Source organism: Priestia sp. FW507-14D1A, assembly GCF_058781295.1.
In genome coordinates, this window is record NZ_JBYSWQ010000001.1 from 1,140,983 (window position 1) to 1,166,086 (window position 25,104).

The window sequence follows — 25,104 nt, forward strand, 5'->3', positions numbered from 1 at the left end:
TTTCATCGCTCCTCTATTTTCGAAACTTCACACTGCAACTGTCCATCGGTCAAACGAACGTTTACCACATCGCCTTTGGATACTTGTTTGGTTGATTTAATTAACTCTTTTTCTTTATCGTATACTAAGCTGTAGCCTCTTTCCATTGTTTTTAATGGACTAAGCGTATGTAATTTTGACGTTGCCGTTGCAAATAAAAGCTGTTTTTGCTTTAGCAGCTGCTGCATCTCTTTTGTCAGCATTTTCGTCAGCTGCTGTTGACGCTCCGCTGCTTTCGTTAACTGATGCTGGGGGTGATTGCGCAACAAAGCGGCTGTTAGCTGCTCGGAGTTCGTCCGTTTATCTTCAATGTACCTTCTACCTTCACGATAAAAACGCTCCATCAACTGATCTAACTGCTGCTCTTTTTGCTGGACCAACTTTTGAGGATAACGAAAAGCATATGATTTTTGGGATCGTTCAAGCCTGCGGCTACTAGACTGAAGCATTTCTTTCATCGAACGAAGAAGACGGATATTTCGCTGAGTCAATCTTTCTGTAATTTCACTGATATGAGGCACAGCCAATTCCGCAGCACCCGTTGGAGTAGGAGCGCGAAGATCTGCTACAAAATCTGCAATTGTAAAATCGGTTTCATGTCCAACCGCTGAAATAACAGGAATAGTAGAAGTGAAAATTGCACGAGCAACGCTTTCTTCGTTAAAAGCCCAAAGCTCTTCAATTGACCCACCACCGCGGCCAACAATTAATACGTCTGCTTCTTTACGACGGTTTGCTTCTTCAATTGCCTTAATGATAGACGGTGCCGCATTCACTCCTTGAACAAGAGCGGGCATCACAATAATGTTCGCGTTATATCTGCGCTTTAATGTCGTAATAATATCACGTACGGCTGCTCCAGTTGGAGATGTAATAACACCTATTGTTGTTGGATACTTCGGCAGTTTTCGTTTCCTAGCAGGATCAAATAAGCCTTCTTTTTCCAGCTTTTTTTTCAGCTGTTCGTAGGCCAAGTATAAGTTTCCAACGCCATCAGGCTGCATTTCTTTTACGTACATTTGATAGTTTCCGCTTGGTTCATAAACCGAAATTTCAGCTCGAATGAGTACATTCATTCCTTCTTCAGGCTGAAAATTAAGCTGCCGGTTATGCCCAGCAAACATAACGGCTGCGATACGAGCATTTTGATCTTTCAAGGTGAAATACATATGTCCCCGACTATGACGTTTAAAGTTAGAAATTTCTCCTTTAATCCATACATCTTGCATGTGAGGGTCTACATCAAACTTGCGCTTAATGTATCGTGTAAGAGCCGTAACGGTTAGATAACGCACTTCACTCATCGTTTTGCCTCCTTTGCAGTCACCCTCTCCCCTTTATATAAAGGAGAGAAGCATTTTGGTCACTTGATTTGGCAAGATGAACCTTTATTTAGATAAAGTTGTTAACACTTTAGACAATACGCCATTGATAAACTTGCTTGATTGATCATCGCCAAACGTTTTCGCTAATTCAATCGCTTCATTTAACGTAACGCTCGTAGGAATTTCTTCTTCATACTTCATTTCGTATACGGCAATACGTAGGATAACGCGGTCTACAGTAGCTACACGATCTAACGTCCATTTTTCTAAATGATTGCGTAAAAGTTCATCAATTTCTTGCTGATGTTCAACCACACCTAGCACGAGACTTTCTAAAAATTGATCAGACTTTTCATTTTGTACAACATTTCCGATTGCCTCCATTGGCTCGGTCTGCCCTAAATCATGCTGAAATAGTGCTTGTAATGCTTTTTGGCGTGCTGTATGTCTTTTCATTATTTTTGCTCCTTTATTTATCTTCTTCAACTAGTATACCTAGATAATAGCATAGTTTATGAAACGATACTTCATTGTTCTTAGACGAAGTTTGTAGAACACGAAAAAGACCGTCTTTATGACGAGACAGTCTTTTTCACTTTACCATAGCTTGTGTTGAAAAGGAACAAGTAATCATACGTTATTCCATTTTAGCAACAGCCGTTAGGTCAACGTTTGTTTTATTCAACTTCTTCAATATCAGTTTTTTGCGTATCAAACTGAATCCCTACGATATGAATGTTTACTTCATCGAGATCAATAGCTGTCATATTTTTAAGGGCTTGACGAATGTTATCTTGTACTTGTTGCGCTACGTTTGGAATAGACACTCCAAACTTCATCATACAAAATACGTCTACTTTTATCCCGTTTTCTGTTAAGTCCACTTTTACACCTTTACCGTGGTTTTTCTTTCCTAGTTTCTCCACAACGCCAGCTGCAAAATTTCCTCTCATTGCAGAAACGCCTTCTACTTCAGAAGCAGCAATACCCGCAATGACTTCAATAACCTCAGGAGCAATTTCTACTTTGCCAAGAGAATTTGGGTGTTCTTCCATTTCTAATACATGATTTTCATTCATGTACAGCACCTCCTATAGTTTATATTATACTAAGAATTCATTACGTCATATAGCTCAAGAAACTTCGTGTTGAATTCACCGCTAACAAATTTTTCATGATTTAATAGTTTTTGGTGAAAAGGAATAGTGGTCGCCACGCCGTCGATAACAAATTCATCTAACGCGCGCTTCATTCGTTCAATAGCTTCCTCACGAGTTGGCGCATGAACGATCAATTTAGCCACCATTGAATCATAGTAAGGCGGGATTGCATAGCCCGGGTATGCAGCAGAGTCTACGCGCACTCCGTAGCCACCTGGCGGCAAGTACATTTGAATCGTACCTGGTGATGGCATAAAGTTTTTCTCTGGGTTTTCTGCGTTGATTCGGCACTCAATTGCCCATCCGTTAAATGTCACTTCTTCTTGCGTAAACGGTAAAGTTTCACCATTTGCCACTTTGATTTGTTCTTTAATTAAATCAACTCCTGTCACCATCTCTGTAACAGGGTGTTCTACTTGGATACGCGTATTCATTTCCATGAAGTAAAATTTGTTTTCACGGTAATCATAAATGAATTCCACTGTTCCGGCTCCTGTGTAATTAACGGCTTGAGCAGCTTTAACGGCAGCGTCGCCCATTAATTCACGCGTTTTTTCGTCTAACGCTGGAGAAGGCGTTTCTTCAATTAATTTTTGAAGACGACGTTGAATCGAGCAATCACGCTCTCCTAAATGTACAGTATTCCCATGAGAATCAGCCAACACTTGGATCTCAACGTGACGGAAATCCTCAATGAACTTTTCAATGTACACACCAGGGTTACCGAAAGCTGTAGCAGCTTCTTGCTGTGTAATTGTAATACCTTTGATAAGCTCTTGTTCATTTTTCGCAACGCGGATTCCTTTTCCTCCGCCTCCTGCCGTTGCTTTAATAATAACAGGATAGCCAATATCATTAGCAATTGACATACCGTCTTCCACTGACTCTACAATTCCAGTTGAACCAGGGACAATTGGGACACCCGCTTCACGCATCGTTTCTCTCGCTACGTCTTTTGTTCCCATTTTGTTAATGGCTTCAGGACTTGGTCCTACAAATGTAACGTTACACTCTCTGCATAGCTCTGCAAAATCAGCGTTTTCAGCTAAAAAGCCGTATCCAGGGTGAATGGCGTCACAGCCCGTTAGCATCGCAACGCTCATAATGTTTGTAAAGTTTAAATAGCTGTCTTTAGATGACGTTGGTCCAATACAATACGCTTCGTCTGCTAATTGTACATGCAAAGAGTCACGATCAGCTTGAGAATGAACAGCTACTGATTCTACACCTAATTCTTTACACGCTCGAATAATTCGAACCGCAATTTCTCCTCGATTCGCAATTAATAGCTTTTTAATCATATTTACCGCTCCTTATTCAGGCTTTACTAAGAAAAGAGGTTGACCGTATTCTACAAGTTGTCCATTTTCAACTAATACGTCAACGATTTCACCTTTAACTTCTGCTTCGATTTCATTGAATAATTTCATTGCTTCTACGATACATACAACCGAATCTTTTTGTACTTTATCTCCAGGAGTTACGTATACATCTGATTCTGGCGATGATGACGCATAGAATGTCCCTACCATCGGAGATGTAATTTTATGTAAACTCTCATCAACCGCTGGGGCCGCTTGTTCTTCTTTTGGTTGAGCAGACTGTGCTGCTGGGGCTGGCGCTGGAGCCGTTGCTGCCTGCGGTGCAGGTGCTGCCACTTGTTCAGGTGCCGAAACCACTACTTGCTGCGCTTGTTTGGAAACAATTGCGTCTTTTTTCTTCATCTTGATTTTGGAGCCTTCGTGCTCATAGGTGAACTCCTCGATTGATGATTGATCAACTAGTTTAATGATCTCACGGATCTCTTGAATTTTTAACATATTGAACACTCCTACCTCATGAAAATAGAATTCTCTACAATGTTAATAATACGATAGATGGCTACAGCCATTCAATTCGTTTGGCAAACATTAAAAAGAAGTTCCACTTACTCTATAATAACTTTTTAGCGTTATCGTTTTATAAATGGAAACATAGCTTTACAGATGACAATACGTATGAAAACATTTGTCACCTAGTACTAATATAAGATTATGAAACCTATTATAACCGAAGTAAAAAAAGAAAGCCATGTTAAAATTTTTACCGTCTCGCTTAGATTTTAGTCATTTCATAAAAAAAGAAGTGTAAACAACCCCAATTTACGGCTGTTTCACACTTCTTTTATTCCCTTTATTTAGTTGGCTGAAACTCTACCGCTACTTCTTTTGGACCCATTTCTTTTTTGACTAGCTGAATGATTTGATTTGCTTTTGTTTTTGAGTGTTTTTCTGTCTTAACCGTAATTTGTACTTGCTTTCCGTCTGCTCTTACTAGCGCGTCACTGTATCCTTTTGCTTTAATTAATGTTTCCAGCGTGGCTTCTTTTTCCCCTAGCTTTGATAATTCATCAATTTTATCCATCGCCTTGCTTACTTCCGCAGGCGTCACATTTTTTGATGCCGCTACTTCTTGATACTCTTCTTTTAATTGACTTCTTTCATCATTTAATTCCAAACGAAGCGCCGTAAATAGCTCATCGCTGTCCGTGCTTGATACAACCGCTGATTCTTTTGCATTTTTAGCCGTTTCCTTCTTTACATCTTCTGATGAGCCTTCAGTTTTTGAATCTTCTTTTGTTCCTGATTTCTCATCTGTCTGTTGTTTTGTATCTTCTGCAGGAGCCTTGTCATCAGCTTGCTTTTCGCTTTGCTTTTCATTGTCTACTAACGCAACATTACTCTGAGGATTTTCTGGCGTTGTCATATAATACACCGATAACACAACCACTAAACTTAGCATTGTTAATAACCAAACCGTTTGCTTTTTTAATAACATATTCATTTCCCCCTCATCCTTTTTTCGCTAATACTGCTACTCTATGACTTGGTATATCGAGCGCTCTTGTCACGGCTTCAATAATAGATTTCTTTACCTCGATATTATCAGCTCCTTTAGCGACAACTAACACGCCTCTTACTTTTGGTTTTTCGGTTTTAACTACAACAGGCTTTTCTTGTTCTCCGCTTCTTACAATGACCAGCTGTTCGTCTGTTGAGGAATCTTCAACTTTACGAGTCCCTCCTTCACGGTCCGTTTCGTTGGTCGTTTGCGATTTTGTGACGCTGTTTTTTTCATATATTTTGGATTCTGTTGCATCTAGGTTCACAATTACTTTTACCTTACTTACGCCTCTAACTTGATCCAAAATATCTTTCAATTCTTCCTCATACCGCTCTTCATAACCTGTCATCGTTGTTGTCTTTTTAGAGCTAAAAGCGGGAACATCCTGTGATACCGGTGGTGCGCTGGTTTCTTTGCTTGCACCCTTTAGTAATCCGCCTGAATTCATAGATGTTGTGAGTGAGTTGCTAAATACCATAAAGATAACGCCTGCAGCTAGTAAAATGCCTATATACATTAACTTTGAAGGTTTCTTCGTAGTTGATGACTGTTTAAGTGAAAAGAACCGCTGAAAAAATGATGGGTCACCTTTTTCTGGCTTTTGACTCATTTCGTGTCTCCCTCCTCCATATTCACAACAACTTGGCCTTGTTTTACATCCCATTTTGCTGCTAAATAGTTGGATAATTTCTTGGATTCTGTTGGTTTGTTTGTTTCGATCGGTGTGGAGGTATCAATAGAAATAACTTTCACAGCTGAAACAACCTCGGAATCATCCGATGCTTTTTTACTTACGGCAACTGAAATGGATTTAATATTATCAGCGGTAGGTTCGTCGTTCGGCTTTTTTGTTTCAATGTGAATTCGATCAATTGCTACACCATACTGATCCATCAACTCCTCTTTTACATCTGTCTCCATTTGGACAGCCATTTGTTCTAAAATATATGCACGTTGTGAAGCTTGTATTTCTTTTTTCTGATTTTCTATTGAATTTTCTACCTGCTGATCGGATCGAATAGATGATAAGCTAAGTGATTTCAGCATTTGATTAACATCCACTTTGAAAATTTGAAAAACGGGTGTAATAATAATCAGCATTAAAAGAAGTCCAACCACCAGCTTTGTATATTTTTGAAAACTAGAATTGGGCAATAGTAAATTAATAATGGTAGCTAATAAGATAAAAAGAACGATATTAGTAATCCACGTCGTTAAGGCCTGCAATTTCTTCACCTCACCATCATTGTGACGTTGCTCGCTGTAATGATGACCGTTAAACATAAGAAAAACATAAGCGAGACAACCGCAAGCGCCGCGAAAATATAGATGACGCTTTTGCTGATAATGCTCAAGCAGGAAATAACCGGTCCTCCTCCAATAGGTTGAAGAAGAGCTGCTGCTAGCTTATAGATAAAAGCGAGCGTTAACACTTTAATAGCCGGAAACGCGACGATTAACAGTAAGACTGCTACTCCAGCAATCCCTACTGAATTCTTTAATAGAAGCGAGGCACTGATGACTGTATCAGCCGCATCTGTGAATACACGTCCTACAACAGGTATAAAGTTCCCTGTGACAAACTTTGCCGTTCGAATTGTAATACCGTCGGCAACAGCTGAGGTGGCCCCTTGAACGGACAGCACCCCTAAAAAAACAGTTAGGAATATTCCAAGCACGCCAATGCTTATATTTCTCAACAGCTGAGCAAGCTGTGTAACCTTATGTTCATCTGAAATCGTACTCACAATGCTAAGCAGTGCTGAAAGAAAAAGCAGCGGCATCACTACGTATTGAATAAGCAAACCGCTTGTGTTCATTAAAAACAAAATCATCGGATGAAAAAAGGCTGCCGATACAACTCCTCCTGATGATGCCATTAAGGCAAGCAGCAGCGGCACCAGAGCTAAAATGAATTTGGTCATGGTCTCAATCGCTCCCGTTGCATAAGAGATAGCAATTTGAAAACTATTAAGAGCAATGATGATCAAAACCATATATACAAGCGCATACGCTACTTTACTTACGGTTTGCTGATTAAACGCACTTTGGAGCGTTTGTAAAAACACGCTAAAAACCGTTAGCATAATGAGCGTGCCGAGGAGCTTTCCATTCGCTAATACTTCATGAAATAAAAACTTTACAAGACCTCCTAGCCATTCTTTAAGAGAGAACTCTTTTTCTCCTTTTAAAAAATCGACTAAACTTCCCTTCTGACTCTCGGGTAAAAAGCCGCCGTATTGGGTAATAATATCGTCCCAAAACTGTTTGACTTCATCGATACCGAGCTTATCAATTTGTTCATTGACAAGTTCTTGCTGCTTCGGGGGTTCGGAAGCTTGTACATTTTCTGGAAAGAAAAAAAAGAGGAACAAAAGAAGAGCGAGTATATTCACTTTAAACGTCCACCGCTTCATTTCGTCACCTCATATTAAGTAAAATTAATTGGGCAGCATTGAAATAATCGTTTCAATAATGACCGTTAAAATAGGAATTGCCATGGAGAGAATCAGCACTTTTCCACCTAATTCAATTTTAGAAGCAATGGCACCCTGCCCTGCATCTTTCGTAATTTGAGCACCAAATTCGGCGATATAGGCGATACCAATAATTTTCAAAATGGTTTCCACATAAATCATGTTAACGTGGGCATTAATCGACAGCCGCTCGACCATCTTAATAATTTCGTAGATTTGATCAATTAAAAAAAGAAAGATCACGGATCCCACGAATACAACAAGTAAAAAAGCAATAGGTGATTTATGTTCTTTTAAAATAAGAGCCAAAAACGTAGCTACTAACCCTAAGCCCACAATTTGAAGCATTTCAATGGCAACTCACCCCTCTACCCTTGAAATAAAAAAACCGATTTGATTTTTTGAAATAAGTCCTCTACAATCGAAGCAACCATAAATAAAATATAAATAAAACCGATGAGGGTAACCCAGTTCGCGTAATCTTTTTTTCCCATCTGTTCGAGTACGGTGACTAAAAAAGCTACGACGATACCAATCCCAGCAATCTGAAAAATGGTGTTCATATCAATTCCCACATTCAATCCTCCTCTATCGCTACATCAATAGAATGACCAGTAGCAACCCAGATAGAAAGCCTAAACTTTTAACCATTTTTTCATAGCGATTCTGCTTATCAATTGCATCTTGTTCTTCGCGTTCAAGATGATTCAGCGTCAGTAAGATATGCTTTTGCTGCGAATAACGATCATGCTGACCAAGCGTTTCACCAAATTGTTTTAAGATTTCTAGTTCTCCCGTTTTAAGTGCGGTTTGTTTCCAAAATTGGTCCAACGTCTTTTCCCAAGCTTCCTTGACACTTTCAGTACCTTCTTTTAATTTCATTGAAAACTCATTAAATAAAGAAGCCAAAGGATTAGGAAGCTGTAGAGATAACAAATGAGCAACTTCTTGAAGAGGCCGATTGCTGTACATAATTTCTGCTTCTAACGACCTCAGAGCCGTTTTTAATTGCCTGAGCTGCCTAGGTCTTGCACTAAGCTGCTTTGCAAACTCAAACCCTGTGTAAGTGGAAGCAAATAAGATAAAGATGGCACCAAACAGTTTCATACACCATCACCCTTTACTATTTTCAATAAGCGACTTTTCAACGGACGTTTTCATGGAATTATAGTGCTCATCGTAGATAGCCTGAAGTGTTCCAGGACCTCGGCTGTTCGATAGCACAACATACCTTTTGAATACGTGAAGTTTCATTAAAGCTTGCAAAGTGGGACGCTTCATTAAATCGTCAATGTCATAGCCATGAACAGTCATAATGACACGAACGCCAGCATTAACCGCTTCAAGTACGGCCTTACAATCTTCTTCACTTCCCACTTCATCGACGATCAGCACATCGGGGCTCATGGAGCGAATCATCATCATCATGCCTTCAGCTTTCGGACAGCTGTCTAATAAATCCATTCTAGATCCGAATGTATGCTGAGGAACCCCTTTAACAGCCCCAGCAATTTCTGATCGTTCATCTACAATTCCCACTTTAAACGGAGGAATCTTAGAGCGCTCTATGCCAGTACTTATTACTCTGGCTAAATCGCGAATCATGGTTGTTTTTCCTGTTTGAGGAGGTCCTATAATGACCGTACTTTGCCAATAGCGATTGTATAAAAAAGGAAGAAGCTGATTCGAAATACCAATCTTTTGTTTAGCAATCCGGATATTAAAGGATGATACATCTCGAATCACACGAACCTGTCCATTTTCTGTTACAACTTTTCCCGCTAGCCCAACCCGGTGCCCGCCTTCAATGGTGACATATCCTTTTTTCAATTCTTCTTCAATCATATAAATTGAAAACTGGCTTAATTTATTTAAGATAAATAAAGCATCTTCTGCACTTGGAAGATACGATTCGAAATATGGCTGATTGTTGATTGTAAATTCGACAGGTCTTCCTATACGCACTCGAATTTCTTCTAGTACATGAGAATGGTTTGTAACATAAAATTCAACAGTCTTTTTTAAATTAGGCGGAAAGATTGCAAGTATTTCGTTTAACATATTCATCCCCTCATATTTGAACTCACTTCAATGTATTATAAGCTTGACCATTTTATGCCTACCTTTTATTTAAAAACACCGATTAAAATGAAGAGCACTCCTACTACAATCATGATTAATTTCCCAAAAGATAATTGATCGGCTACGGACACTAAACCTATGGTAAAAGAACTCACCATTACAATCGGACCAACAAGTGCTAACATTCCATTAATCATTAACGCTTTTTTCACATCATTGTTTGTGACAATTAAAATAGCGGCAATAAACTCAATAAATGAAGAAATAAATCGAAGGCACGCCATCGTTAATACCGTACCGTTTAAATGATCCAACCACTGCTTCATAAGCCCCTCCTATATCTCTGCGTTGTTTAGTACAACCTATGCAAAATAAGGAAGAGTTAGCACAAAAAAACATACAAAAAAGGCAGAGAATGATTCTCTGCCTTTTTTGTATGTTTGCAGCTTGCTTACACGATCCAATTACGCGCGTGATACGTAGCTGCTGTCTGTTGTGTTGATAATTAATACGTCGCCTTCGTTTACGAAGAACGGAACGTTTACTGTTAAGCCAGTTTCCACAGTTGCCGGTTTTGTACCGCCAGAAGCTGTGTCACCTTTAATACCAGGTTCAGTTTCTGTTACTTTAAGCTCAACTGTGTTTGGAAGTTCAACACCTAATGTCTCACCTTGGTACATCATAATTGCTACTTCCATATTCTCTTTTAAGAATTTTAGCTCATATTCAATTGCACTTGCTGGAAGCTCTAATTGCTCATAAGACTGGTTGTCCATGAATACGTGCTGATCGCCGCTTGCATATAGATATTGCATTTTACGGTTATCAATTTGTGCTTTTCCTACTTTTTCACCTGCACGGAACGTTTTTTCTTGCACAGCTCCTGTACGAAGGTTACGTAGTTTTGAGCGAACGAATGCAGCGCCTTTACCAGGCTTTACGTGTTGGAAATCCATTACACGCCAAATACCTCCGTCTACTTCTACTGTCAAACCTGTACGAAAATCATTTACTGAAATCATGAAGAAATCCTCCTACATTTTATAAAATAATGAACTCTTTTGATGAGTGCGATAATGCCTCATTACCTTCTGCTGTGACGATCGTATCATCTTCAATACGAACGCCCCCTAAGTCTGGTATGTAAATACCTGGTTCAACGGTTACAATCATACCTGGCTGCAGTACATCTGTAGATTTCACAGAAAGTGATGGGCCTTCATGTACTTCTAACCCTACGCCGTGACCGGTCGAATGTCCAAAATACTGGCCGTATCCGTGTTCTGTAATATAATCACGCGTTAACGCATCTGCTTCTTTACCCGTCATACCCGCTTTGATGCCGCTCATTCCATTAAGCTGCGCTTGCAGTACGACATTATAAATTTCTTTTAGCTTATCACTTACTTCACCGACGGCAAATGTCCGTGTGATATCTGAACAGTAACCATTATAGTATGCGCCAAAATCAAGCGTTACAAGTTCCCCTTTTTCAATTACTTTTTCAGAAGCAACACCATGCGGTAAAGCCCCGCGATGCCCTGAAGCAACAATTGTATCAAAAGATGAAGATGTTGCGCCTTGTTTTCTCATAAAGAACTCCAGTTCATTAGATACTTGAAGCTCTGTTAAACCAGGACGAACAAAGGTTAAAATATGTTCATATGCTGCATCTGCTATTTTTGCAGCTTCCTTTAATATCTTAATCTCTGAGTCACTCTTTATCAAGCGTAAGTTTTCGATTGCGTGCGAGATTGGAACAAGTTCCGCGCCGATATGCTTATCAAATAATTGATGCTGTCCATATGTAACATAATTCTGTTCAAAACCAAGCTTTTTAATTCCAAATTGTTTCACTACATTCGCTACTTCTTCTACAATAGGACCCTTGTGCTGAACGATATCAAAACCTTCTGTTTGACTAGTTGCTTGTTCAACATAACGAAAATCTGTTACAAATGCCGCTTTGTCTTCAGAAATGATAACGACACCAGCAGATCCTGTGAAATTGGTCATATAGCGTCTGTTATATTCACTTGTAATTACAACACCATCCACATTCAACTTTGAAAACTGTTCGCGTAGTTTTTCGATTTTCATTTTATTTCCCCCTTAATTGTAAAAGTGCCTGCAGGGCAAGCTCGTATCCGTATAAACCTAACCCGACAATTTGACCATGTGTAACAGGTGCCGTCACCGAATGGTGGCGAAACTCTTCACGCTTATGTACGTTCGAAATATGCACTTCAATAACAGGAACAGATATACTGGCAATCGCATCTCGAATGGCATAACTGTAGTGAGTAAAAGCACCAGGATTGATCATAATCCCATCAAATTTCTCATCTGCTTCATGAATCCAGTCGATAATTACACCTTCGTGATTAGACTGTACGCACTCAACTTCTACCCTATGGTCTCTGCCTGCTCGCTGAAGCTTCTCTTCAAGATTTTGAAGATTATCTGTCCCATATACCGCTGGTTCGCGTACGCCTAAACGATTTAAATTAGGACCGTTTATTACTAAAATCTTATTCATCTTAATTCAACACTCTCCCCTACTACGAACCCTTTATGCAGCTCACTTATGTGAATTTGCACTTTATTTTTCTTTTTAAATCATTATATAGAATATATTAGCATACGTTGGAACATTCACACTACTTATTCGCCGTTTGAAAATCTGTAGATTCATCTTTTGTTTGAAGCTCTGCAGCTTCAAAAGAAATGGAATATCCGATGAATACACCATATAAAATATAAATACAGAGGGATGAAATAATCGTGTTAGCTGGAAGCTCTCCAATTGTTTTTAAGTTGGGAAAGAGCGGATTCAAAACAACGAATACAATTGCCCACCATAATAAGCCGTAAGCAAAACCTATCCAAATTGTTTTAAACTTCTTTAATAGGACGTAGTATAACAACCCGACAACAATAGATAATACCCCTATAAGAAAAATACTGACGATAACACCTATTCCTTTATCCTTCCAATCACCTAACGCCCATGGATCTAAAAGCATATTTGGATTGATAACACTAAAGCTGAACAGATAATTTAAATAGCCAATAAAGCTCCAGAAAATCCCTCCAAAAAAGGAAATAAAGATGGCTTTAAATAAAAAAGACATTTCCTGTTTATGCGTAGGGTGGTTATCCTGTTTTTTTTCATGCTGTTCTTTAGGTTCTGACATATTAATCACCTCTTGATGTAGTATGAACTTTTTTCTCATTTCCTACTGACTCATTTCTAAGTTTTTACGTTTATTACTCTTCCTATACGCAAGAAGGGAGCCTGATATCAAAGAGACATTTTTAAATTACTTCGCACAGAGTTTCATAAACAAATTTTATAAGTGAAAGGAAAAAAATTCATAACAAGGGTGTGGAGATGAAAAATATTGGCTAAACTAGATAACATGCATCCGCCTAGAGGTTTATTTGATTTTGCTGTAGAATATAAAATACTAAGAAGTCTAGTCTAGTTAAGTTAGGTTGGTGCCTGAAATGTCTAAATTACAAAAACCTGCGTATGGTGGTCAAGCCGTTATAGAAGGCGTCATGTTCGGTGGCAAACGTATGATGGTGACGGCTATTCGCCGCAAAGATCAATCTATTGATTATTTTCATTCAAAAAGAAAATCAAATTCCGTACTCACTGCTTTAAAAAAAATTCCTTTTTTACGAGGAATTGCTGCTATTGTTGAAGCCAGTGCAAACGGTACGCAGCACTTGAACTTTTCCTCTGAACGCTATGACGTGAATCCAGAAGATGATGCTCAAGTAGCAGCAGAACAACAAAAAGAGAAAAAAGAATCAAAACTATCTTTAATATTTGGCGTTGCAACTATTGGTGTAATATCCTTTCTTTTCGGGAAAGTACTATTTACATTGATTCCTGTGTTTTTAGCACAATTGACACGTCCTGTTTTCACTTCAAGTGTAGCTCAGGTTTTTATTGAAGGAGTATTTAAACTATTATTGCTTCTTGGCTATATTTATGTGATTTCACAAACGCCACTTATTAAACGGGTGTTTCAATATCATGGAGCAGAACACAAGGTCATTAATGCATATGAAAACAATGCTGAACTTACGGTAGAAGCCGTGCAAGCACAGTCTCGACTTCATTATCGCTGCGGAAGTAGCTTTATCCTCTTTACCGTAGTTGTAGGAATGTTTGTCTACCTACTTGTTCCAACGGATCCTCTTTGGTTACGAATTGTGGATCGCCTTGCATTAATTCCAGTTGTCCTTGGTTTATCATTTGAAGTGTTACAGTTAACCAATAAAGTTCGTCATGTCCCTCTTCTTCGCTTTTTAGGTTATCCCGGTTTATGGCTTCAGCTTTTAACAACCAAAGAACCAAAAGATGATCAAGTTGAAGTTGCGATTGCTTCATTTAAAGAACTTTTACGCGTTGAAAATGAACTTTCTTCTACCACTGACGAACAAGTTGTCTAATCCACACCGTTTTGCTTTCTTTTTTACTATTTTAGGAGGTGAACAAAATGAGACGTCCATTCGTGAAACCACTTGTATATGGTCTAATCGGGTTAGGAGTCATTGGCTTTGCATTTACGTTGATTACAGATCCAGCTGTTTTATTACGTCAAGCAGGTTATATTTTTCTGTTTATCATTTTGTTTTACTTAGTTTATCGGTTTATTCTCCGCCCTTCTCAGACAAAAGGTCAAGATAGAGGCTATGTGCGCGCAGTAAAACAATCAAAACTGCGTCAAAAAGAAAAAGAGCGAGGAAGCAACAAAGTTGATATGCATACGTACCGAAGCTCAAATAAGCGCCCGGTATCCAAATCAACGAAACCGCTAAAGAAAAAGAAAAACAACTCACACTTGACCGTCATCGAAGGTAAAAAAGGAAAAAAGAAAAATAGAGCATTCTTTTAAAAAAACAAGGAGAAAAGCCTCCTTGTTTTTTTAATAGCACCATTTTTTCAAAAATGCCCTTGTACGCTTTTTTCCAAACGCAATCAGCTCCTCCTTCCGTTCTTCTGTGAGGGTAAATTCTGTCGCAAAAACTTGATTAACAGGTAAAAAGATAATATTTTTTTCGTGACGTTTTGAAATATGCCTTGCATCGTGCGCATCTTTCATCGTCTCAAAAAGCGCGCTGAATAAACCAACGGCATTTTTAATTTTATTCCGTTCCCTTTCTTCGTCCTTCGGGCTCAGCTTCACACCAATTACCGGTCGCTTCTTAAGACTTTTATCATCATCAAACAGAAAAATTGGAAAGTTGCTTAACACGCCCCCGTCGACTATTAAACTGCTTGGGGTAGATTTTAATTTAACCGGCTCAAAAAAATATGGAATGCTGCAGCTCATTCGAACGGCTCTTGCTACAGAAAAGCGATTCGGGTCGATTTGATATTTAGGCAAATCATCTGGAAGAACAAGCATCGTACTGTTGGTCAAGTCTGACGCAATAATGCGCAGCGACTGATCAGGCAAATCAGCAAATGTACGAATTCCTCTGCTCCGCAATTTCTCAGCAATCCACTTTTCAAGCCTTTCTCCTTTATACAATCCCATTTTCCAATATAAAAACAGCCACTTTGTCAAGCTCGATGGTAAAAAAGACATTCTTTGATCTAAAAAAGACGATAACTCAATTTCATTCATCATTTCAACAATTTCTTCACTTGTATAACCGGCTGCTACAAATGCACAAATAATGGAACCCGCACTCGTTCCGGCTAACCGCCGAAAGATCAAGCCTTTTTCTTCTAGAGCTTGTAACGCGCCAATCAGTGCAAGCCCTTTAATACCGCCACCTGAAAACACTCCGTCGACGTACACAGCCTCTCCTCCAAACTACCCACTCTACATTTGTAGTCGACTCAGCAACAAGTTATGATAAAAAGAAAAAAAGCAGTGACGCTATTGGCCGCTGCTTTTTTCTTATAATTTTTGCTCTTCTTCATTTCGTTTTTGTACATTGCGAAGATCTTGAATACGGTTATGATTTTCTTCAAAGTATTGAACCAAATCTCCAATTCGATCAATGGAATTCCAGCTTAAATGATGTTCAATTCCTTCTACGTCATCATAAATATTTTTCTCATCTACACCAATGATGCGCAGCAGCTGCTCTAAAAGCTCGTGGCGATAAACAAGACGTTTTCCAATCTTCTGCCCCTTAGCTGTTAAAACAAGGCCTCGATATTTTTCATAAATTAAGTACTCATCTTTGTCTAGCTTTTGAACCATCTTCGTTACAGATGAGGGGTGAACCGCCAATGCATCAGCAATATCAGACACTCGAGCGTATCCTTTATCTTCAATTAGCATATATATTTGTTCAATATAATCTTCCATACTCGGTGTAGGCATGAAATCTCCCCCAATTAATATTATGTATTGCTAATAATAAGTCATAAATGTCTGTTTCTTATAGTGATATCGTGTTCATGTTTGATAATCTATGTGAAAAAAACGTGTAAATAAAGCGATGTCATAAGATAAAACTGGATAAAAGACATTCAATTAAAATCATACTACAATGCTTATTCAAATACAAGAACCGTTCGATCCCGCTTCTTATTTATGCCCCATTTTTATACATAATAAAAGCTGACTCGTTTGAGTCAGCTTTTACTAGTCAATCATGTTCAAAATTAAAGGCCGCATTTCAGCTGTGCACCACAGTTTGTACATGTGTTGCATCCGCCCATTTCTTCTACTGTTCCTTGACGGCAAACCGGACAAGTATTACCTACTTCAGAACCGATTGTTACATCAGTTGAACGAATTTCATTAATTGTATCAACTAACACAACGTGCGGTTTCGTTTCTTCTTTTGGCGCTTCAATTTCTTCATCAAACGTATTTTCTTCTGCTTTTAGCGTTAAGACTTGTGCATCACGGCTGCCGTCTACGTACACCGTACCGCCTTTTGCTCCGCCTTTATACAGACGCTCGTACACTTTTTGAACTTGCTCTACTGTGTAACCGCGAGGAGCGTTTACTGTTTTACTAATTGAACTGTCAATCCAGCGCTGAATCACACATTGCACGTCCGCGTGAGCTTGTGGTGCAAGTTCCATAGCTGAAATGAACCATTCAGGAAGATTGTTTGGATCTGCTTCTGGATGCTGATCTAAATACTCTTGAACGATATCAGCTTTTACTTCAATAAATTTACCTAAACGGCCGCTTCGGAAGTATGAGAATGAGAAATAAGGTTCAAGACCCGTTGATACTCCAACCATTGTTCCAGTACTGCCTGTTGGCGCTACTGTTAATAAATGAGAGTTTCGGATACCGTTCTCTTTAATGTTTTGACGAATATCTTCAGGCATTTTTTTCATGAAGCCTGTATTTGTAAATGCTTCACGTAAAGAAGCCGTTTCAGCATCTGTTTCACCCACTAAGAACGGGAAGCTTCCTTTTTCTTTTCCAAGCTCTACAGACGCGCGGTAAGCCGTCGTTGCAATTGTTTCAAACACTTTGTCTACTAACTCATTGCCTTTGTCAGAGCCGTACTCTGTCTCACAATAAATAAGAAGATCGTGAAGACCCATTACACCAAGGCCAACGCGGCGTTCGCCAAGCGCTTGCTTTTGGTTTTCTTCTAAGAAATAAGGAGTTGCATCAATAACGTTATCTTGCATTCTAACGCCTGTTTCAACCGTTTGACGTAACTTTTCAAAATTAACAGTTTTCGTTTCTTTATCTGCCATTTGCGCTAAGTTAACAGCAGCTAAGTTGCAGACAGAGAATGGTGCAAGTGGTTGTTCACCACATGGATTTGTTGCAACAACGTGCTGACCATATGCTTGAGCATTTGTCATGTCATTAGCATTGTCGAAGAAGAAAATGCCTGGTTCAGCTGAGTACGTTGCACAGATGTTAATTAAGTTCCATAGCTCTTTTGCACGGATAGTACGGTACGTACGAACTTTGTTTCCTTGTTTTGCCCATTCGCGCACGTCGCCTACTTCGTGCCAGTTTTCATTGTAGTTAGCCATTTCTTCTTTTGAATAGCTTTCTACGTCTGGGAAGCGAAGTTCGTATTCTCCGTCGTTTTCAACAGCATCCATGAAATCTTTTGTTAAGCATACAGAAATGTTTGCTCCTGTTAAAAACTCTGAGTTATGAACGCTGTACGTTCCGCCTGTTTGCAGCTTTTCTTCTGCATCTTTGATGATTTTTTCACTGAATCCACCAAGACCAGGAATTTGTTTATAGTTAATGATTCCTTGATACATCGCTTCTTCAGACTCTGTTAGCGGCGTGAACTTCAATTTATCTTGCGCATGTTTTTTAATCATTTCGTCATTTGTGTTTTCAATTAAGAAACGTAAAATGCGAGGGTTTTGCATTTTAGAAATAATAAACTCTACAATGTCAGGATGCCAGTCGGCAAGCATGATCATTTGGGCGCCCCTGCGCGACCCACCTTGTTCAACAAGATGCGTCAGTTTAGCAATATCATCTAACCATGAAACCGAACCAGATGATTTGCCGTTTACACCGCGAGCCAGCGTGTTGCGCGGGCGAAGAGTTGAACCATTCGTTCCAACACCGCCTCCACGGCTCATAATTTCCATTACTTGTTTGCGGTGTTCTGAAATACCTTCACGTGAATCTTTTACATAAGGCATTACATAACAGTTGAAGTACGTTACGTCCGTATCAGCACCTGCACCGTAAAGAACGCGGCCAGCTGGTACAAAGTTTAGCTGAACAAGCTCTTGATAGAACTTTTCAAACCATTCTTTGCGCTTTTCTTCTGTTTTTTCCACAGAAGCTAAGCCTGTTGCATTACGTTTTGCAATTTGCTCATAGAAGACTTCTAGAGGTTTTTCAATGACATCTAAAGAACGAGTAATTAATCCGTTTTCTGCTTCTTCAGGCGATAAAGCTCCTCTAAACTCATCTTCTACCTTGACAACAGCGGTTTTTTGCTCAAAATTAATGCTTTCCACATAGCCAAGTCCTCGTGCTGGAAATTTTGGATCTTCCTTTACGGTTAGAACAACAAAATCTCCTTCTGATAACGTTAATTTTTCCGTATCCTTAAACGCATAGCGGTCTAACATTACCAATCTTGAAACACCTTTATGAGTCAACTTCATATCCGGTGTAATCGGATGTACTTGCGGAAAGCGTTCAATATCTGAATTGAGCTTTTCAACATTCATATTCACTTTTTGATTTAACAAAACAGTCATTCTCACAACTCCTTACCTATCGAACATCTATAAATTTATTAACTCTATTTCCTTTTAAAGGAAATAGAGTTTTTCAATCAACTATCAATAACTTACCACACGGCTTGGACGAATTCAATATATAGTATTTGACACTTCTCCAAACATCTACATATAGAAGGGTGTCAAGTGAAATATTTTTTTTTTCGTAAAAAAAGTGTTTGACTTTTCTTCTCTATGTATTCTATTAGCCAAGCATTGTTTCTAAAAATCCCAATAAAAAGTGCAACTTATAAGAAGTTGCACTTTTATCTATTTCCCATGGGCATCCGTTTAGCGCTTAAAGTTCCATTCATCCGATCCGTACTTTGTGCGCGCTAGTTCTTCTACATATGCTTCCTCTTCTTCAGACAGTGTATACGGTTCTAAATCGATATCAAGAGCAGAAGCAAATCCTTTATAAAACGCTTCTTTTGCTTCTTCAATAGAGATTTTGCGGCCCGCAATTGCATTGATGGCTACCGCTTTGGAACGAAATGCGCGCTGCATTCTTTCTTTCACGCGATCATTTGGATAATTAAACACGCTGAATAATTTATCTTCATCAATCTCTAACAGAATAGAGCCGTGCTGTAGAATAACTCCTTTTTGTCTAGTTTGGGCACTTCCAGCAATTTTGCGGCCCTCTACAACTAGTTCATACCAAGAAGGAGCATCAAAGCACACGGACGAACGAGGGTTTTTTAAGCTATTTTTTTCTTCTTCTGAACGAGGAATAGCAAAATAAGCCTCGAGCCCTAACGAACGAAATCCTTCCAGTAAACCTTCAGAGATTACGCGATATGCCTCTGTAACTGTCTTAGGCATGTTAGGATACTCTTCAGATACAATTACGCTGTAAGTAAGCTCTTCATCATGAAGCACGCCCCTGCCGCCCGTTGGACGTCTTACAAATCCTAGTCCTAATTCTTTTACTTTATCAAAGTTAATTTCTTTTTCAGCTTTTTGAAAATAACCGATTGACAGCGTTGGAGGGTCCCATCCGTAAAAACGAATCGTAGGTGGAATTTCTCCTTTACTATGCCATTCTAATAACGCTTCATCTAACGCCATATTGTAATAAGGCGAACGGTTGTTGGAATCAATAAATCTCCACTTTGCTTTCATCTACCTCATCCTCAGCTATATGTAATATAAAAAATAAATCCGTTTTTTAGTCTACCAAAAGATTGAGCTAAGGAAAAGCAAAGAGCAACATAAAACTGCGAATTCAAATGTGGTAGTTTTTTCATTTTCGGGAATAAATCCGCTAGATTCAAGGCAAAATCGCTTTACTTCTAATTTCATTCACTTATATAATAAGAGTATGGATTTTGTCGAAGAAAGGAAGAATCAGCATGTCAGCAATTACAGCAGTACTCATTTTACTTGGAGTAATCATCATATACTCTGTCGTTATGTTCTTTGTCCAACGTCGCATTATGAAAACGTTAACTGAAGAAGAATTCCGCAGCGGCTACCGCAAGGCACAGCTAGTTGATATTCGTGAACCGAATGAATTCGAAAACGGACATATTTTAGGCGCACGAAATATTCCTCTTTCACAGTTCCGTATGCGCATTAAAGAATTTCGTCCAGATCAACCTGTCTACATCTATTGTCAAAGCGGAATGCGCACAGGACGCGCAGCACAAATGCTTCGTCGCCACGGTGTTCAAGAAATCTATGATTTAAAAGGCGGCTTCAAAATGTGGAACGGTAAAGTGAAAAAGAAAAAATAATGGTATGTATATAGAAAAACCTCGCCTTTGGGCGAGGTTTTTTGTTAGACGTTTTGAACAGCCTGTTCTTTCTGATAGCGAAGAACTGGCTTTCTCGCTGCGAGCGTTTCGTCAAGGCGCTTCACAACCGTTGTATGCGGAGCTTCCTGTACGACTTCAGGCGTTTCTTCTGCTTCTTTTGCAATTTGAATCATCGCATCGATAAACGCATCTAGCGTTTCTTTCGACTCCGTTTCCGTTGGTTCGATCATCATGCACTCTTCTACGATAAGCGGGAAGTAGATAGTCGGCGGATGATAGCCAAAATCAAGCAGTCGTTTCGCGATATCCAATGTGCGTACCCCAAGCTTTTTCTGACGTTTTCCTGATAAAACAAATTCGTGCTTACAGTGACGGTCAAACGGCAGCTCATAGTGCTCTGCTAAACGACGCATCATATAGTTGGCGTTTAGCACAGCGTTTTCCGTCACGGCTTTTAAGCCGTCTGGACCCATTGAACGAATATACGTATAAGCGCGAACGTTGATGCCGAAGTTGCCGTAAAACGGCTTTACGCGTCCAATTGACTGAGGACGGTTATAGTCAAAGTGATAGCCTTGTTCTGTTTTCACAAGCACTGGTTTAGGCAAATACGGAATTAAATCTGCTTTTACCCCTACCGGACCAGAACCAGGACCGCCTCCTCCATGAGGACCTGTAAACGTTTTATGAAGGTTTAAATGAACCACGTCAAACCCCATATCTCCAGGACGGGCTTTACTTAATACTGCGTTTAAATTTGCACCGTCATAATAAAGCTTTCCACCTGCTGCGTGAACAATTTCAGCCATTTCTAAAATATCTTCTTCAAATAACCCCAGCGTATTTGGATTTGTTAACATTAAAGCGGCTGTATCTTCTCCTACTACGCGGCGTAAATCCTCTAAGTCCACTAAACCATGTTCGTTTGATTTTACCGTTATCGTTTCAAATCCCGCAACTGTTGCCGAAGCCGGGTTCGTTCCGTGGGCTGAGTCTGGAACAATGACTTTTGTTCGCTGCGTCTCACCATTTGCTTCGTGATAGGCACGAATCATCATAAGCCCGGTCCACTCGCCGTGAGCACCTGCTGCTGGCTGAAGCGTTACTTCATCCATTCCTGTGATTTCTGTTAAATGCTCTTGTAAATCATATAAAAGTTCGAGAGCACCTTGAACCGTTTGCTCATCCTGAAGCGGATGAATATGCGCAAACCCAGCAATGCGTGCTGCTTGTTCGTTCACTTTTGGATTATATTTCATCGTACATGAACCAAGCGGATAAAACCCTGAATCTACTCCGTGATTTCGTTTTGAAAGCGCGGTGTAATGACGCATAATATCGAGTTCTGATACTTCAGGAAGCTCAGGAGCTTTGGTACGCACATACGCTTTTCCAAGCAGTTCTTCAGCATTAACTTTTGGCACATCTAACTCTGGCAATGAATAGCCGATTCGCCCTTCTTTACTGCTTTCAAAAATAAGTGATTGATTTTGATTAAGCATGAAGATCCCCCAATTCATTTACAAGTTGGTCAATTTCCTCTTTTGTACGGAGCTCTGTAAAAGCAAGCAGCATGTGATTTTCAAGCGCTTGGTTATCACGGCTAAGATCATAACCGCCAATTATTTTTGAAGCTAATAACTGACTGTTTGCTTCTGTTACCGAAACAGGAAGCTTCACGACTAATTCATTAAAAAACGGTCCTTCAAATGCTACATTTACCCCTTTTGCCTTTAACGCTTCATATGCATAATGTGCTTTTGATAAATTTTGCAGCGCCATTTCTTTTACACCTTGCTTGCCTAAAGCTGTCATGGCAACTGATGCCGCTAAAGCATTTAACGCTTGATTTGAACAAATGTTAGACGTCGCTTTATCGCGGCGTATATGCTGTTCACGTGCTTGAAGGGTTAAAACAAACCCTCGCTTACCGTTTTCATCTACCGTTTGCCCTACTAAACGTCCTGGGATTTTTCGCATAAGCTTAGACGTAGTTGCAAAGTATCCGCAGTGCGGGCCTCCAAATTGACTTGGAATACCAAATGGCTGTGCATCTCCAATGACAATATCAGCTCCGAACTCTCCAGGAGGCGTAAGTAAACCTAATGATAACGGATTGCTTGAAACCACAAACATGCATTTTTCTTGATGGGTAATTTCTTCAATTTCTTTTAACGGCTCGATTTGTCCGTAGAAATTTGGATACTGGACAATAACAGCTGCCACGTCACTCCCCATCTCTTTTTCTAATGCAATCATATCTGTTACTCCGTCTGCTGCAGGGATTTCTACCACTTCAATGTATTGACCCTTCGCATACGTTTTTAACACATCTTTTGACTCAGGGTGAACAGCCGCAGAGACAAGTACTTTTTTCTTTTTTGTTTGACCCGCACTGAGCATAGCGGCTTCTGCTAAAGCAGTTCCTCCGTCATACATAGAAGAATTAGCCACGTCCATCCCCGTTAACTCACAAATCATTGTTTGAAATTCAAAGATGGCCTGAAGTTCTCCTTGAGAAATTTCTGGTTGATACGGAGTATAGGCCGTATAAAATTCCGAACGAGAAATAACATGATCAACAATAACCGGCATGTAATGATCGTAAACTCCTGCTCCTAAAAAAGAAGCATAGTCTTTTAAATGAGCATTTTTAGCAGCCATACTATTTAATTCTTTTAACAACTGAGGCTCTGAGGCCGCTTTTTTAATATTGTATTCTCCTTGAAAACGAACGCGCTGCGGAATATCTGAAAATAAATCATCAACAGATGAAACACCAATTGCTGCTAACATTTGCTGCTGATCTTGTTCTGTCATTGGTAAATAGCGATGTAACATGTTAAATTCCTCCCCAAAGCTTACTTTGAACGTTTATAAAAAGGTGTTGAAACCACTTTTGCTTTTAAGCGTTTTTTCCGAACCTGCACTTCCACTTCTTGACCAAGCTCTGTATACTCTGCTGACAATAGTGCTAGACCGATGTTTTTCTTTAATGTCGGTGACTGTGTACCTGTTGTCACAAATCCAATTTGTTCTTCATCTGCAAATACTTCGTAACCGTGTCTTGGTATACCTTTATCAATCATTTCAATTCCTACCAGCTTACGAGGTGCCCCACTTTCACGCTGTTCTTTTAACACTTCTTTTCCAATAAAGCTGTCTTTGTTCGTTTTTACTGCAAATCCAATTCGAGCTTCAATGGGCGTAATATCTTTTGAAAGCTCTTGGCCATATAAAGCCAAAGTGGCTTCAAAACGAAGCGTATCGCGAGCTCCTAATCCGCAAGGCAGCACACCTTCATCACTGCCTGCTTCTAAAATAGCCGTCCACAAGTGAGCGGCGTCAGTTGAAGAACAATAAATTTCAAAGCCGTCTTCCCCGGTGTACCCAGTACGTGAAACGAGAGCTTTTATATTCGCTACTTCTACATCATCAGCAAATGTAAATGGCTTTAATAGAGCTAAATTTTCGTTCGTTAACGTTTGTAAAACTTTTTCTGCTACAGGACCTTGTAAAGCTAACTGCGCAGTTTCATCAGATTGATTAACGAGCGTTACATCTCCTTGTTTGTGAGACACCAGCCACTCATAGTCTTTTTGAATATTAGCAGCGTTTACGACTAGCAAATACTCTTGATCTGCTTTTTTATAAATCAGCAAATCATCTACCGTGCCTCCGTCTTCATAACACATAGCCGTATACTGCGCTTTTCCATCTACGAGGGTAGAAACGTCATTTGTCATCGTGTGCTGAAGAAAAGCTAAGCTATCAGCTCCTGTTACAAGAATTTCTCCCATATGAGAGACATCAAAAAGGCCTGCCTTTGTACGTACAGCTTCATGCTCTTCTTTAATAGAAGAAAATTGAACGGGAAGAGCCCATCCGCCAAAATCAATTGTTTTGGCACCATATTTTTGATAGGTATCATAAAGCGGCGTTTTGTGTAATTCTGTTGTCATATTTATGTCCTCCTCTTTTTCACGTGAAACTTTTCATAACGGGGAGTTTTCAAATAGTGTGGGGATCACTATGTATCCAAACAAAAAAGGACAGAAAACCCCCTACTGTATTTAGTAGGAAGTCTCTGTCCTTTTCACCTGAAAGTTTACCTATAAACGAATAGGTTTGCCTCGTGGGTGGTCTATAAACGCA

Annotated in this window: 28 protein-coding genes; 3 read left to right on the plus strand and 25 right to left on the minus strand. The window is 39.5% G+C overall.

Annotated elements, in window-relative coordinates:
• Positions 1 to 2: 2 nt before the first annotated feature.
• From xseA to AC3WJG_RS06395, 18 genes are all read right to left on the minus strand, one after another.
• Positions 3 to 1,343, minus strand: a complete 1,341-nt coding sequence (xseA, locus tag AC3WJG_RS06310) for an exodeoxyribonuclease VII large subunit (RefSeq protein ID WP_337133920.1) — start codon at positions 1,341 to 1,343, stop codon at positions 3 to 5.
• A gap of 84 nt (positions 1,344 to 1,427) precedes the next feature.
• Entirely contained in the window at positions 1,428 to 1,820 is a 393-nt protein-coding gene (nusB, locus tag AC3WJG_RS06315) for a transcription antitermination factor NusB (RefSeq protein WP_013059142.1), read from the minus strand.
• A 221-nt stretch (positions 1,821 to 2,041) separates the two neighbouring features.
• The gene (locus AC3WJG_RS06320; protein WP_013059143.1) at positions 2,042 to 2,443 is read right to left on the minus strand and encodes an Asp23/Gls24 family envelope stress response protein; all 402 of its coding nucleotides are present in this window, start codon (positions 2,441 to 2,443) and stop codon (positions 2,042 to 2,044) included.
• 29 nt (positions 2,444 to 2,472) lie between these two features.
• Complete coding sequence (gene accC, locus AC3WJG_RS06325) at positions 2,473 to 3,825, minus strand: acetyl-CoA carboxylase biotin carboxylase subunit (protein WP_013084993.1); 1,353 nt, start codon at positions 3,823 to 3,825, stop codon at positions 2,473 to 2,475.
• 12 nt (positions 3,826 to 3,837) lie between these two features.
• Positions 3,838 to 4,344 (minus strand): acetyl-CoA carboxylase biotin carboxyl carrier protein, encoded by a 507-nt coding sequence (accB, locus tag AC3WJG_RS06330; RefSeq protein WP_337133919.1) that lies wholly within the window; start codon positions 4,342 to 4,344, stop codon positions 3,838 to 3,840.
• 352 nt (positions 4,345 to 4,696) lie between these two features.
• Positions 4,697 to 5,347, minus strand: a complete 651-nt coding sequence (locus AC3WJG_RS06335) for a SpoIIIAH-like family protein (protein WP_272766929.1) — start codon at positions 5,345 to 5,347, stop codon at positions 4,697 to 4,699.
• Between the two features lie 7 nt (positions 5,348 to 5,354).
• Positions 5,355 to 6,017 carry a stage III sporulation protein AG gene (gene spoIIIAG / locus AC3WJG_RS06340; protein ID WP_028410658.1) on the minus strand — a complete coding sequence of 221 codons (663 nt, stop codon included), beginning with the start codon at positions 6,015 to 6,017 and terminating at the stop codon, positions 5,355 to 5,357.
• The gene (gene spoIIIAF, locus AC3WJG_RS06345) at positions 6,014 to 6,643 is read right to left on the minus strand and encodes a stage III sporulation protein AF (RefSeq protein ID WP_231504554.1); all 630 of its coding nucleotides are present in this window, start codon (positions 6,641 to 6,643) and stop codon (positions 6,014 to 6,016) included. The genes spoIIIAG and spoIIIAF overlap by 4 nt, the downstream gene beginning before the upstream one ends.
• Positions 6,640 to 7,824, minus strand: coding sequence for a stage III sporulation protein AE (gene spoIIIAE, locus AC3WJG_RS06350; RefSeq protein WP_013059149.1), 1,185 nt, complete (start codon positions 7,822 to 7,824; stop codon positions 6,640 to 6,642). Before spoIIIAE ends, spoIIIAF begins: the two co-directional genes overlap by 4 nt.
• 24 nt (positions 7,825 to 7,848) lie before the next feature.
• Positions 7,849 to 8,232, minus strand: a complete 384-nt coding sequence (gene spoIIIAD, locus AC3WJG_RS06355; protein WP_013059150.1) for a stage III sporulation protein AD — start codon at positions 8,230 to 8,232, stop codon at positions 7,849 to 7,851.
• Between the two features lie 20 nt (positions 8,233 to 8,252).
• Positions 8,253 to 8,459 (minus strand): stage III sporulation protein AC, encoded by a 207-nt coding sequence (gene spoIIIAC / locus AC3WJG_RS06360; protein WP_013059151.1) that lies wholly within the window; start codon positions 8,457 to 8,459, stop codon positions 8,253 to 8,255.
• Positions 8,460 to 8,478: 19 nt separating this feature from the next.
• Positions 8,479 to 8,991 (minus strand): stage III sporulation protein SpoIIIAB, encoded by a 513-nt coding sequence (gene spoIIIAB / locus AC3WJG_RS06365; RefSeq protein ID WP_028410656.1) that lies wholly within the window; start codon positions 8,989 to 8,991, stop codon positions 8,479 to 8,481.
• 6 nt (positions 8,992 to 8,997) lie between these two features.
• Positions 8,998 to 9,945 (minus strand): stage III sporulation protein AA, encoded by a 948-nt coding sequence (spoIIIAA, locus tag AC3WJG_RS06370; RefSeq protein ID WP_102812641.1) that lies wholly within the window; start codon positions 9,943 to 9,945, stop codon positions 8,998 to 9,000.
• Between the two features lie 65 nt (positions 9,946 to 10,010).
• Positions 10,011 to 10,292: a YqhV family protein gene (locus AC3WJG_RS06375; RefSeq protein WP_013059154.1), complete on the minus strand. Its 282-nt coding sequence runs from the start codon at positions 10,290 to 10,292 to the stop codon at positions 10,011 to 10,013.
• A gap of 138 nt (positions 10,293 to 10,430) precedes the next feature.
• Positions 10,431 to 10,988 carry an elongation factor P gene (efp, locus tag AC3WJG_RS06380; protein ID WP_013059155.1) on the minus strand — a complete coding sequence of 186 codons (558 nt, stop codon included), beginning with the start codon at positions 10,986 to 10,988 and terminating at the stop codon, positions 10,431 to 10,433.
• A 19-nt stretch (positions 10,989 to 11,007) separates the two neighbouring features.
• Positions 11,008 to 12,066 (minus strand): M24 family metallopeptidase, encoded by a 1,059-nt coding sequence (locus AC3WJG_RS06385; RefSeq protein ID WP_028410654.1) that lies wholly within the window; start codon positions 12,064 to 12,066, stop codon positions 11,008 to 11,010.
• Position 12,067: 1 nt separating this feature from the next.
• Positions 12,068 to 12,505 carry a type II 3-dehydroquinate dehydratase gene (aroQ, locus tag AC3WJG_RS06390; RefSeq protein ID WP_033579708.1) on the minus strand — a complete coding sequence of 146 codons (438 nt, stop codon included), beginning with the start codon at positions 12,503 to 12,505 and terminating at the stop codon, positions 12,068 to 12,070.
• A gap of 121 nt (positions 12,506 to 12,626) precedes the next feature.
• Positions 12,627 to 13,163, minus strand: coding sequence for a YqhR family membrane protein (locus tag AC3WJG_RS06395; protein WP_016765547.1), 537 nt, complete (start codon positions 13,161 to 13,163; stop codon positions 12,627 to 12,629).
• A 313-nt stretch (positions 13,164 to 13,476) separates the two neighbouring features.
• Here AC3WJG_RS06395 and AC3WJG_RS06400 point away from each other — a divergent pair, with 313 nt between their 5' ends.
• Together AC3WJG_RS06400 and AC3WJG_RS06405 are read left to right on the plus strand one after the other, a co-directional pair.
• Complete coding sequence (locus AC3WJG_RS06400) at positions 13,477 to 14,433, plus strand: DUF1385 domain-containing protein (RefSeq protein ID WP_014458240.1); 957 nt, start codon at positions 13,477 to 13,479, stop codon at positions 14,431 to 14,433.
• Between the two features lie 47 nt (positions 14,434 to 14,480).
• The gene (locus AC3WJG_RS06405) at positions 14,481 to 14,879 is read left to right on the plus strand and encodes an SA1362 family protein (protein WP_013059160.1); all 399 of its coding nucleotides are present in this window, start codon (positions 14,481 to 14,483) and stop codon (positions 14,877 to 14,879) included.
• A 30-nt stretch (positions 14,880 to 14,909) separates the two neighbouring features.
• Here AC3WJG_RS06405 and AC3WJG_RS06410 read toward each other — a convergent pair whose 3' ends face one another.
• From AC3WJG_RS06410 to AC3WJG_RS06425, 4 genes are all read right to left on the minus strand, one after another.
• Complete coding sequence (locus AC3WJG_RS06410; protein ID WP_016765549.1) at positions 14,910 to 15,791, minus strand: patatin-like phospholipase family protein; 882 nt, start codon at positions 15,789 to 15,791, stop codon at positions 14,910 to 14,912.
• A gap of 102 nt (positions 15,792 to 15,893) precedes the next feature.
• Positions 15,894 to 16,325, minus strand: coding sequence for a transcriptional regulator MntR (gene mntR, locus AC3WJG_RS06415; RefSeq protein WP_013085004.1), 432 nt, complete (start codon positions 16,323 to 16,325; stop codon positions 15,894 to 15,896).
• 284 nt (positions 16,326 to 16,609) lie between these two features.
• On the minus strand, positions 16,610 to 19,168 hold the full coding sequence (locus tag AC3WJG_RS06420; protein ID WP_060746980.1) for a vitamin B12-dependent ribonucleotide reductase: 2,559 nt from the start codon (positions 19,166 to 19,168) through the stop codon (positions 16,610 to 16,612).
• 312 nt (positions 19,169 to 19,480) lie between these two features.
• Entirely contained in the window at positions 19,481 to 20,314 is an 834-nt protein-coding gene (locus tag AC3WJG_RS06425) for a lipoate--protein ligase family protein (protein WP_060746979.1), read from the minus strand.
• A 230-nt stretch (positions 20,315 to 20,544) separates the two neighbouring features.
• On the opposite strand from AC3WJG_RS06425, the gene AC3WJG_RS06430 reads away from it, so the two are divergent.
• Positions 20,545 to 20,928: a rhodanese-like domain-containing protein gene (locus AC3WJG_RS06430; protein ID WP_013085006.1), complete on the plus strand. Its 384-nt coding sequence runs from the start codon at positions 20,545 to 20,547 to the stop codon at positions 20,926 to 20,928.
• 44 nt (positions 20,929 to 20,972) lie between these two features.
• Here AC3WJG_RS06430 and gcvPB read toward each other — a convergent pair whose 3' ends face one another.
• From gcvPB to gcvT, 3 genes are read right to left on the minus strand one after another with little or no spacing between them, the layout of a single operon-like run.
• The gene (gcvPB, locus tag AC3WJG_RS06435) at positions 20,973 to 22,451 is read right to left on the minus strand and encodes an aminomethyl-transferring glycine dehydrogenase subunit GcvPB (RefSeq protein WP_337133918.1); all 1,479 of its coding nucleotides are present in this window, start codon (positions 22,449 to 22,451) and stop codon (positions 20,973 to 20,975) included.
• Complete coding sequence (gcvPA, locus tag AC3WJG_RS06440; RefSeq protein WP_028410649.1) at positions 22,444 to 23,790, minus strand: aminomethyl-transferring glycine dehydrogenase subunit GcvPA; 1,347 nt, start codon at positions 23,788 to 23,790, stop codon at positions 22,444 to 22,446. Before gcvPA ends, gcvPB begins: the two co-directional genes overlap by 8 nt.
• 20 nt (positions 23,791 to 23,810) lie before the next feature.
• Entirely contained in the window at positions 23,811 to 24,911 is a 1,101-nt protein-coding gene (gene gcvT, locus AC3WJG_RS06445) for a glycine cleavage system aminomethyltransferase GcvT (protein WP_060746977.1), read from the minus strand.
• Positions 24,912 to 25,104 lie beyond the last annotated feature (193 nt).

Coding starts and splice junctions, on each gene's coding strand:
- mntR (WP_013085004.1), bottom strand. CDS start 16,325: ATGCCTACACCGAGTATGGAAGATTATATTGAACAAATATATATGCTA.
- accC (WP_013084993.1), bottom strand. CDS start 3,825: ATGATTAAAAAGCTATTAATTGCGAATCGAGGAGAAATTGCGGTTCGA.
- spoIIIAE (WP_013059149.1), bottom strand. CDS start 7,824: ATGAAGCGGTGGACGTTTAAAGTGAATATACTCGCTCTTCTTTTGTTC.
- xseA (WP_337133920.1), bottom strand. CDS start 1,343: ATGAGTGAAGTGCGTTATCTAACCGTTACGGCTCTTACACGATACATT.
- spoIIIAB (WP_028410656.1), bottom strand. CDS start 8,991: ATGAAACTGTTTGGTGCCATCTTTATCTTATTTGCTTCCACTTACACA.
- spoIIIAG (WP_028410658.1), bottom strand. CDS start 6,017: ATGAGTCAAAAGCCAGAAAAAGGTGACCCATCATTTTTTCAGCGGTTC.
- AC3WJG_RS06400 (WP_014458240.1), top strand. CDS start 13,477: ATGTCTAAATTACAAAAACCTGCGTATGGTGGTCAAGCCGTTATAGAA.
- AC3WJG_RS06420 (WP_060746980.1), bottom strand. CDS start 19,168: ATGACTGTTTTGTTAAATCAAAAAGTGAATATGAATGTTGAAAAGCTC.
- AC3WJG_RS06385 (WP_028410654.1), bottom strand. CDS start 12,066: ATGAAAATCGAAAAACTACGCGAACAGTTTTCAAAGTTGAATGTGGAT.
- nusB (WP_013059142.1), bottom strand. CDS start 1,820: ATGAAAAGACATACAGCACGCCAAAAAGCATTACAAGCACTATTTCAG.
- AC3WJG_RS06425 (WP_060746979.1), bottom strand. CDS start 20,314: ATGAAAGCAAAGTGGAGATTTATTGATTCCAACAACCGTTCGCCTTAT.
- AC3WJG_RS06320 (WP_013059143.1), bottom strand. CDS start 2,443: ATGAATGAAAATCATGTATTAGAAATGGAAGAACACCCAAATTCTCTT.
- gcvPA (WP_028410649.1), bottom strand. CDS start 23,790: ATGTTACATCGCTATTTACCAATGACAGAACAAGATCAGCAGCAAATG.
- AC3WJG_RS06375 (WP_013059154.1), bottom strand. CDS start 10,292: ATGAAGCAGTGGTTGGATCATTTAAACGGTACGGTATTAACGATGGCG.
- aroQ (WP_033579708.1), bottom strand. CDS start 12,505: ATGAATAAGATTTTAGTAATAAACGGTCCTAATTTAAATCGTTTAGGC.
- gcvPB (WP_337133918.1), bottom strand. CDS start 22,451: ATGCTTAATCAAAATCAATCACTTATTTTTGAAAGCAGTAAAGAAGGG.
- AC3WJG_RS06335 (WP_272766929.1), bottom strand. CDS start 5,347: ATGAATATGTTATTAAAAAAGCAAACGGTTTGGTTATTAACAATGCTA.
- accB (WP_337133919.1), bottom strand. CDS start 4,344: ATGTTAAAAATTCAAGAGATCCGTGAGATCATTAAACTAGTTGATCAA.
- AC3WJG_RS06395 (WP_016765547.1), bottom strand. CDS start 13,163: ATGTCAGAACCTAAAGAACAGCATGAAAAAAAACAGGATAACCACCCT.
- spoIIIAD (WP_013059150.1), bottom strand. CDS start 8,232: ATGCTTCAAATTGTGGGCTTAGGGTTAGTAGCTACGTTTTTGGCTCTT.
- gcvT (WP_060746977.1), bottom strand. CDS start 24,911: ATGACAACAGAATTACACAAAACGCCGCTTTATGATACCTATCAAAAA.
- AC3WJG_RS06405 (WP_013059160.1), top strand. CDS start 14,481: ATGAGACGTCCATTCGTGAAACCACTTGTATATGGTCTAATCGGGTTA.
- AC3WJG_RS06430 (WP_013085006.1), top strand. CDS start 20,545: ATGTCAGCAATTACAGCAGTACTCATTTTACTTGGAGTAATCATCATA.
- efp (WP_013059155.1), bottom strand. CDS start 10,988: ATGATTTCAGTAAATGATTTTCGTACAGGTTTGACAGTAGAAGTAGAC.
- spoIIIAA (WP_102812641.1), bottom strand. CDS start 9,945: ATGTTAAACGAAATACTTGCAATCTTTCCGCCTAATTTAAAAAAGACT.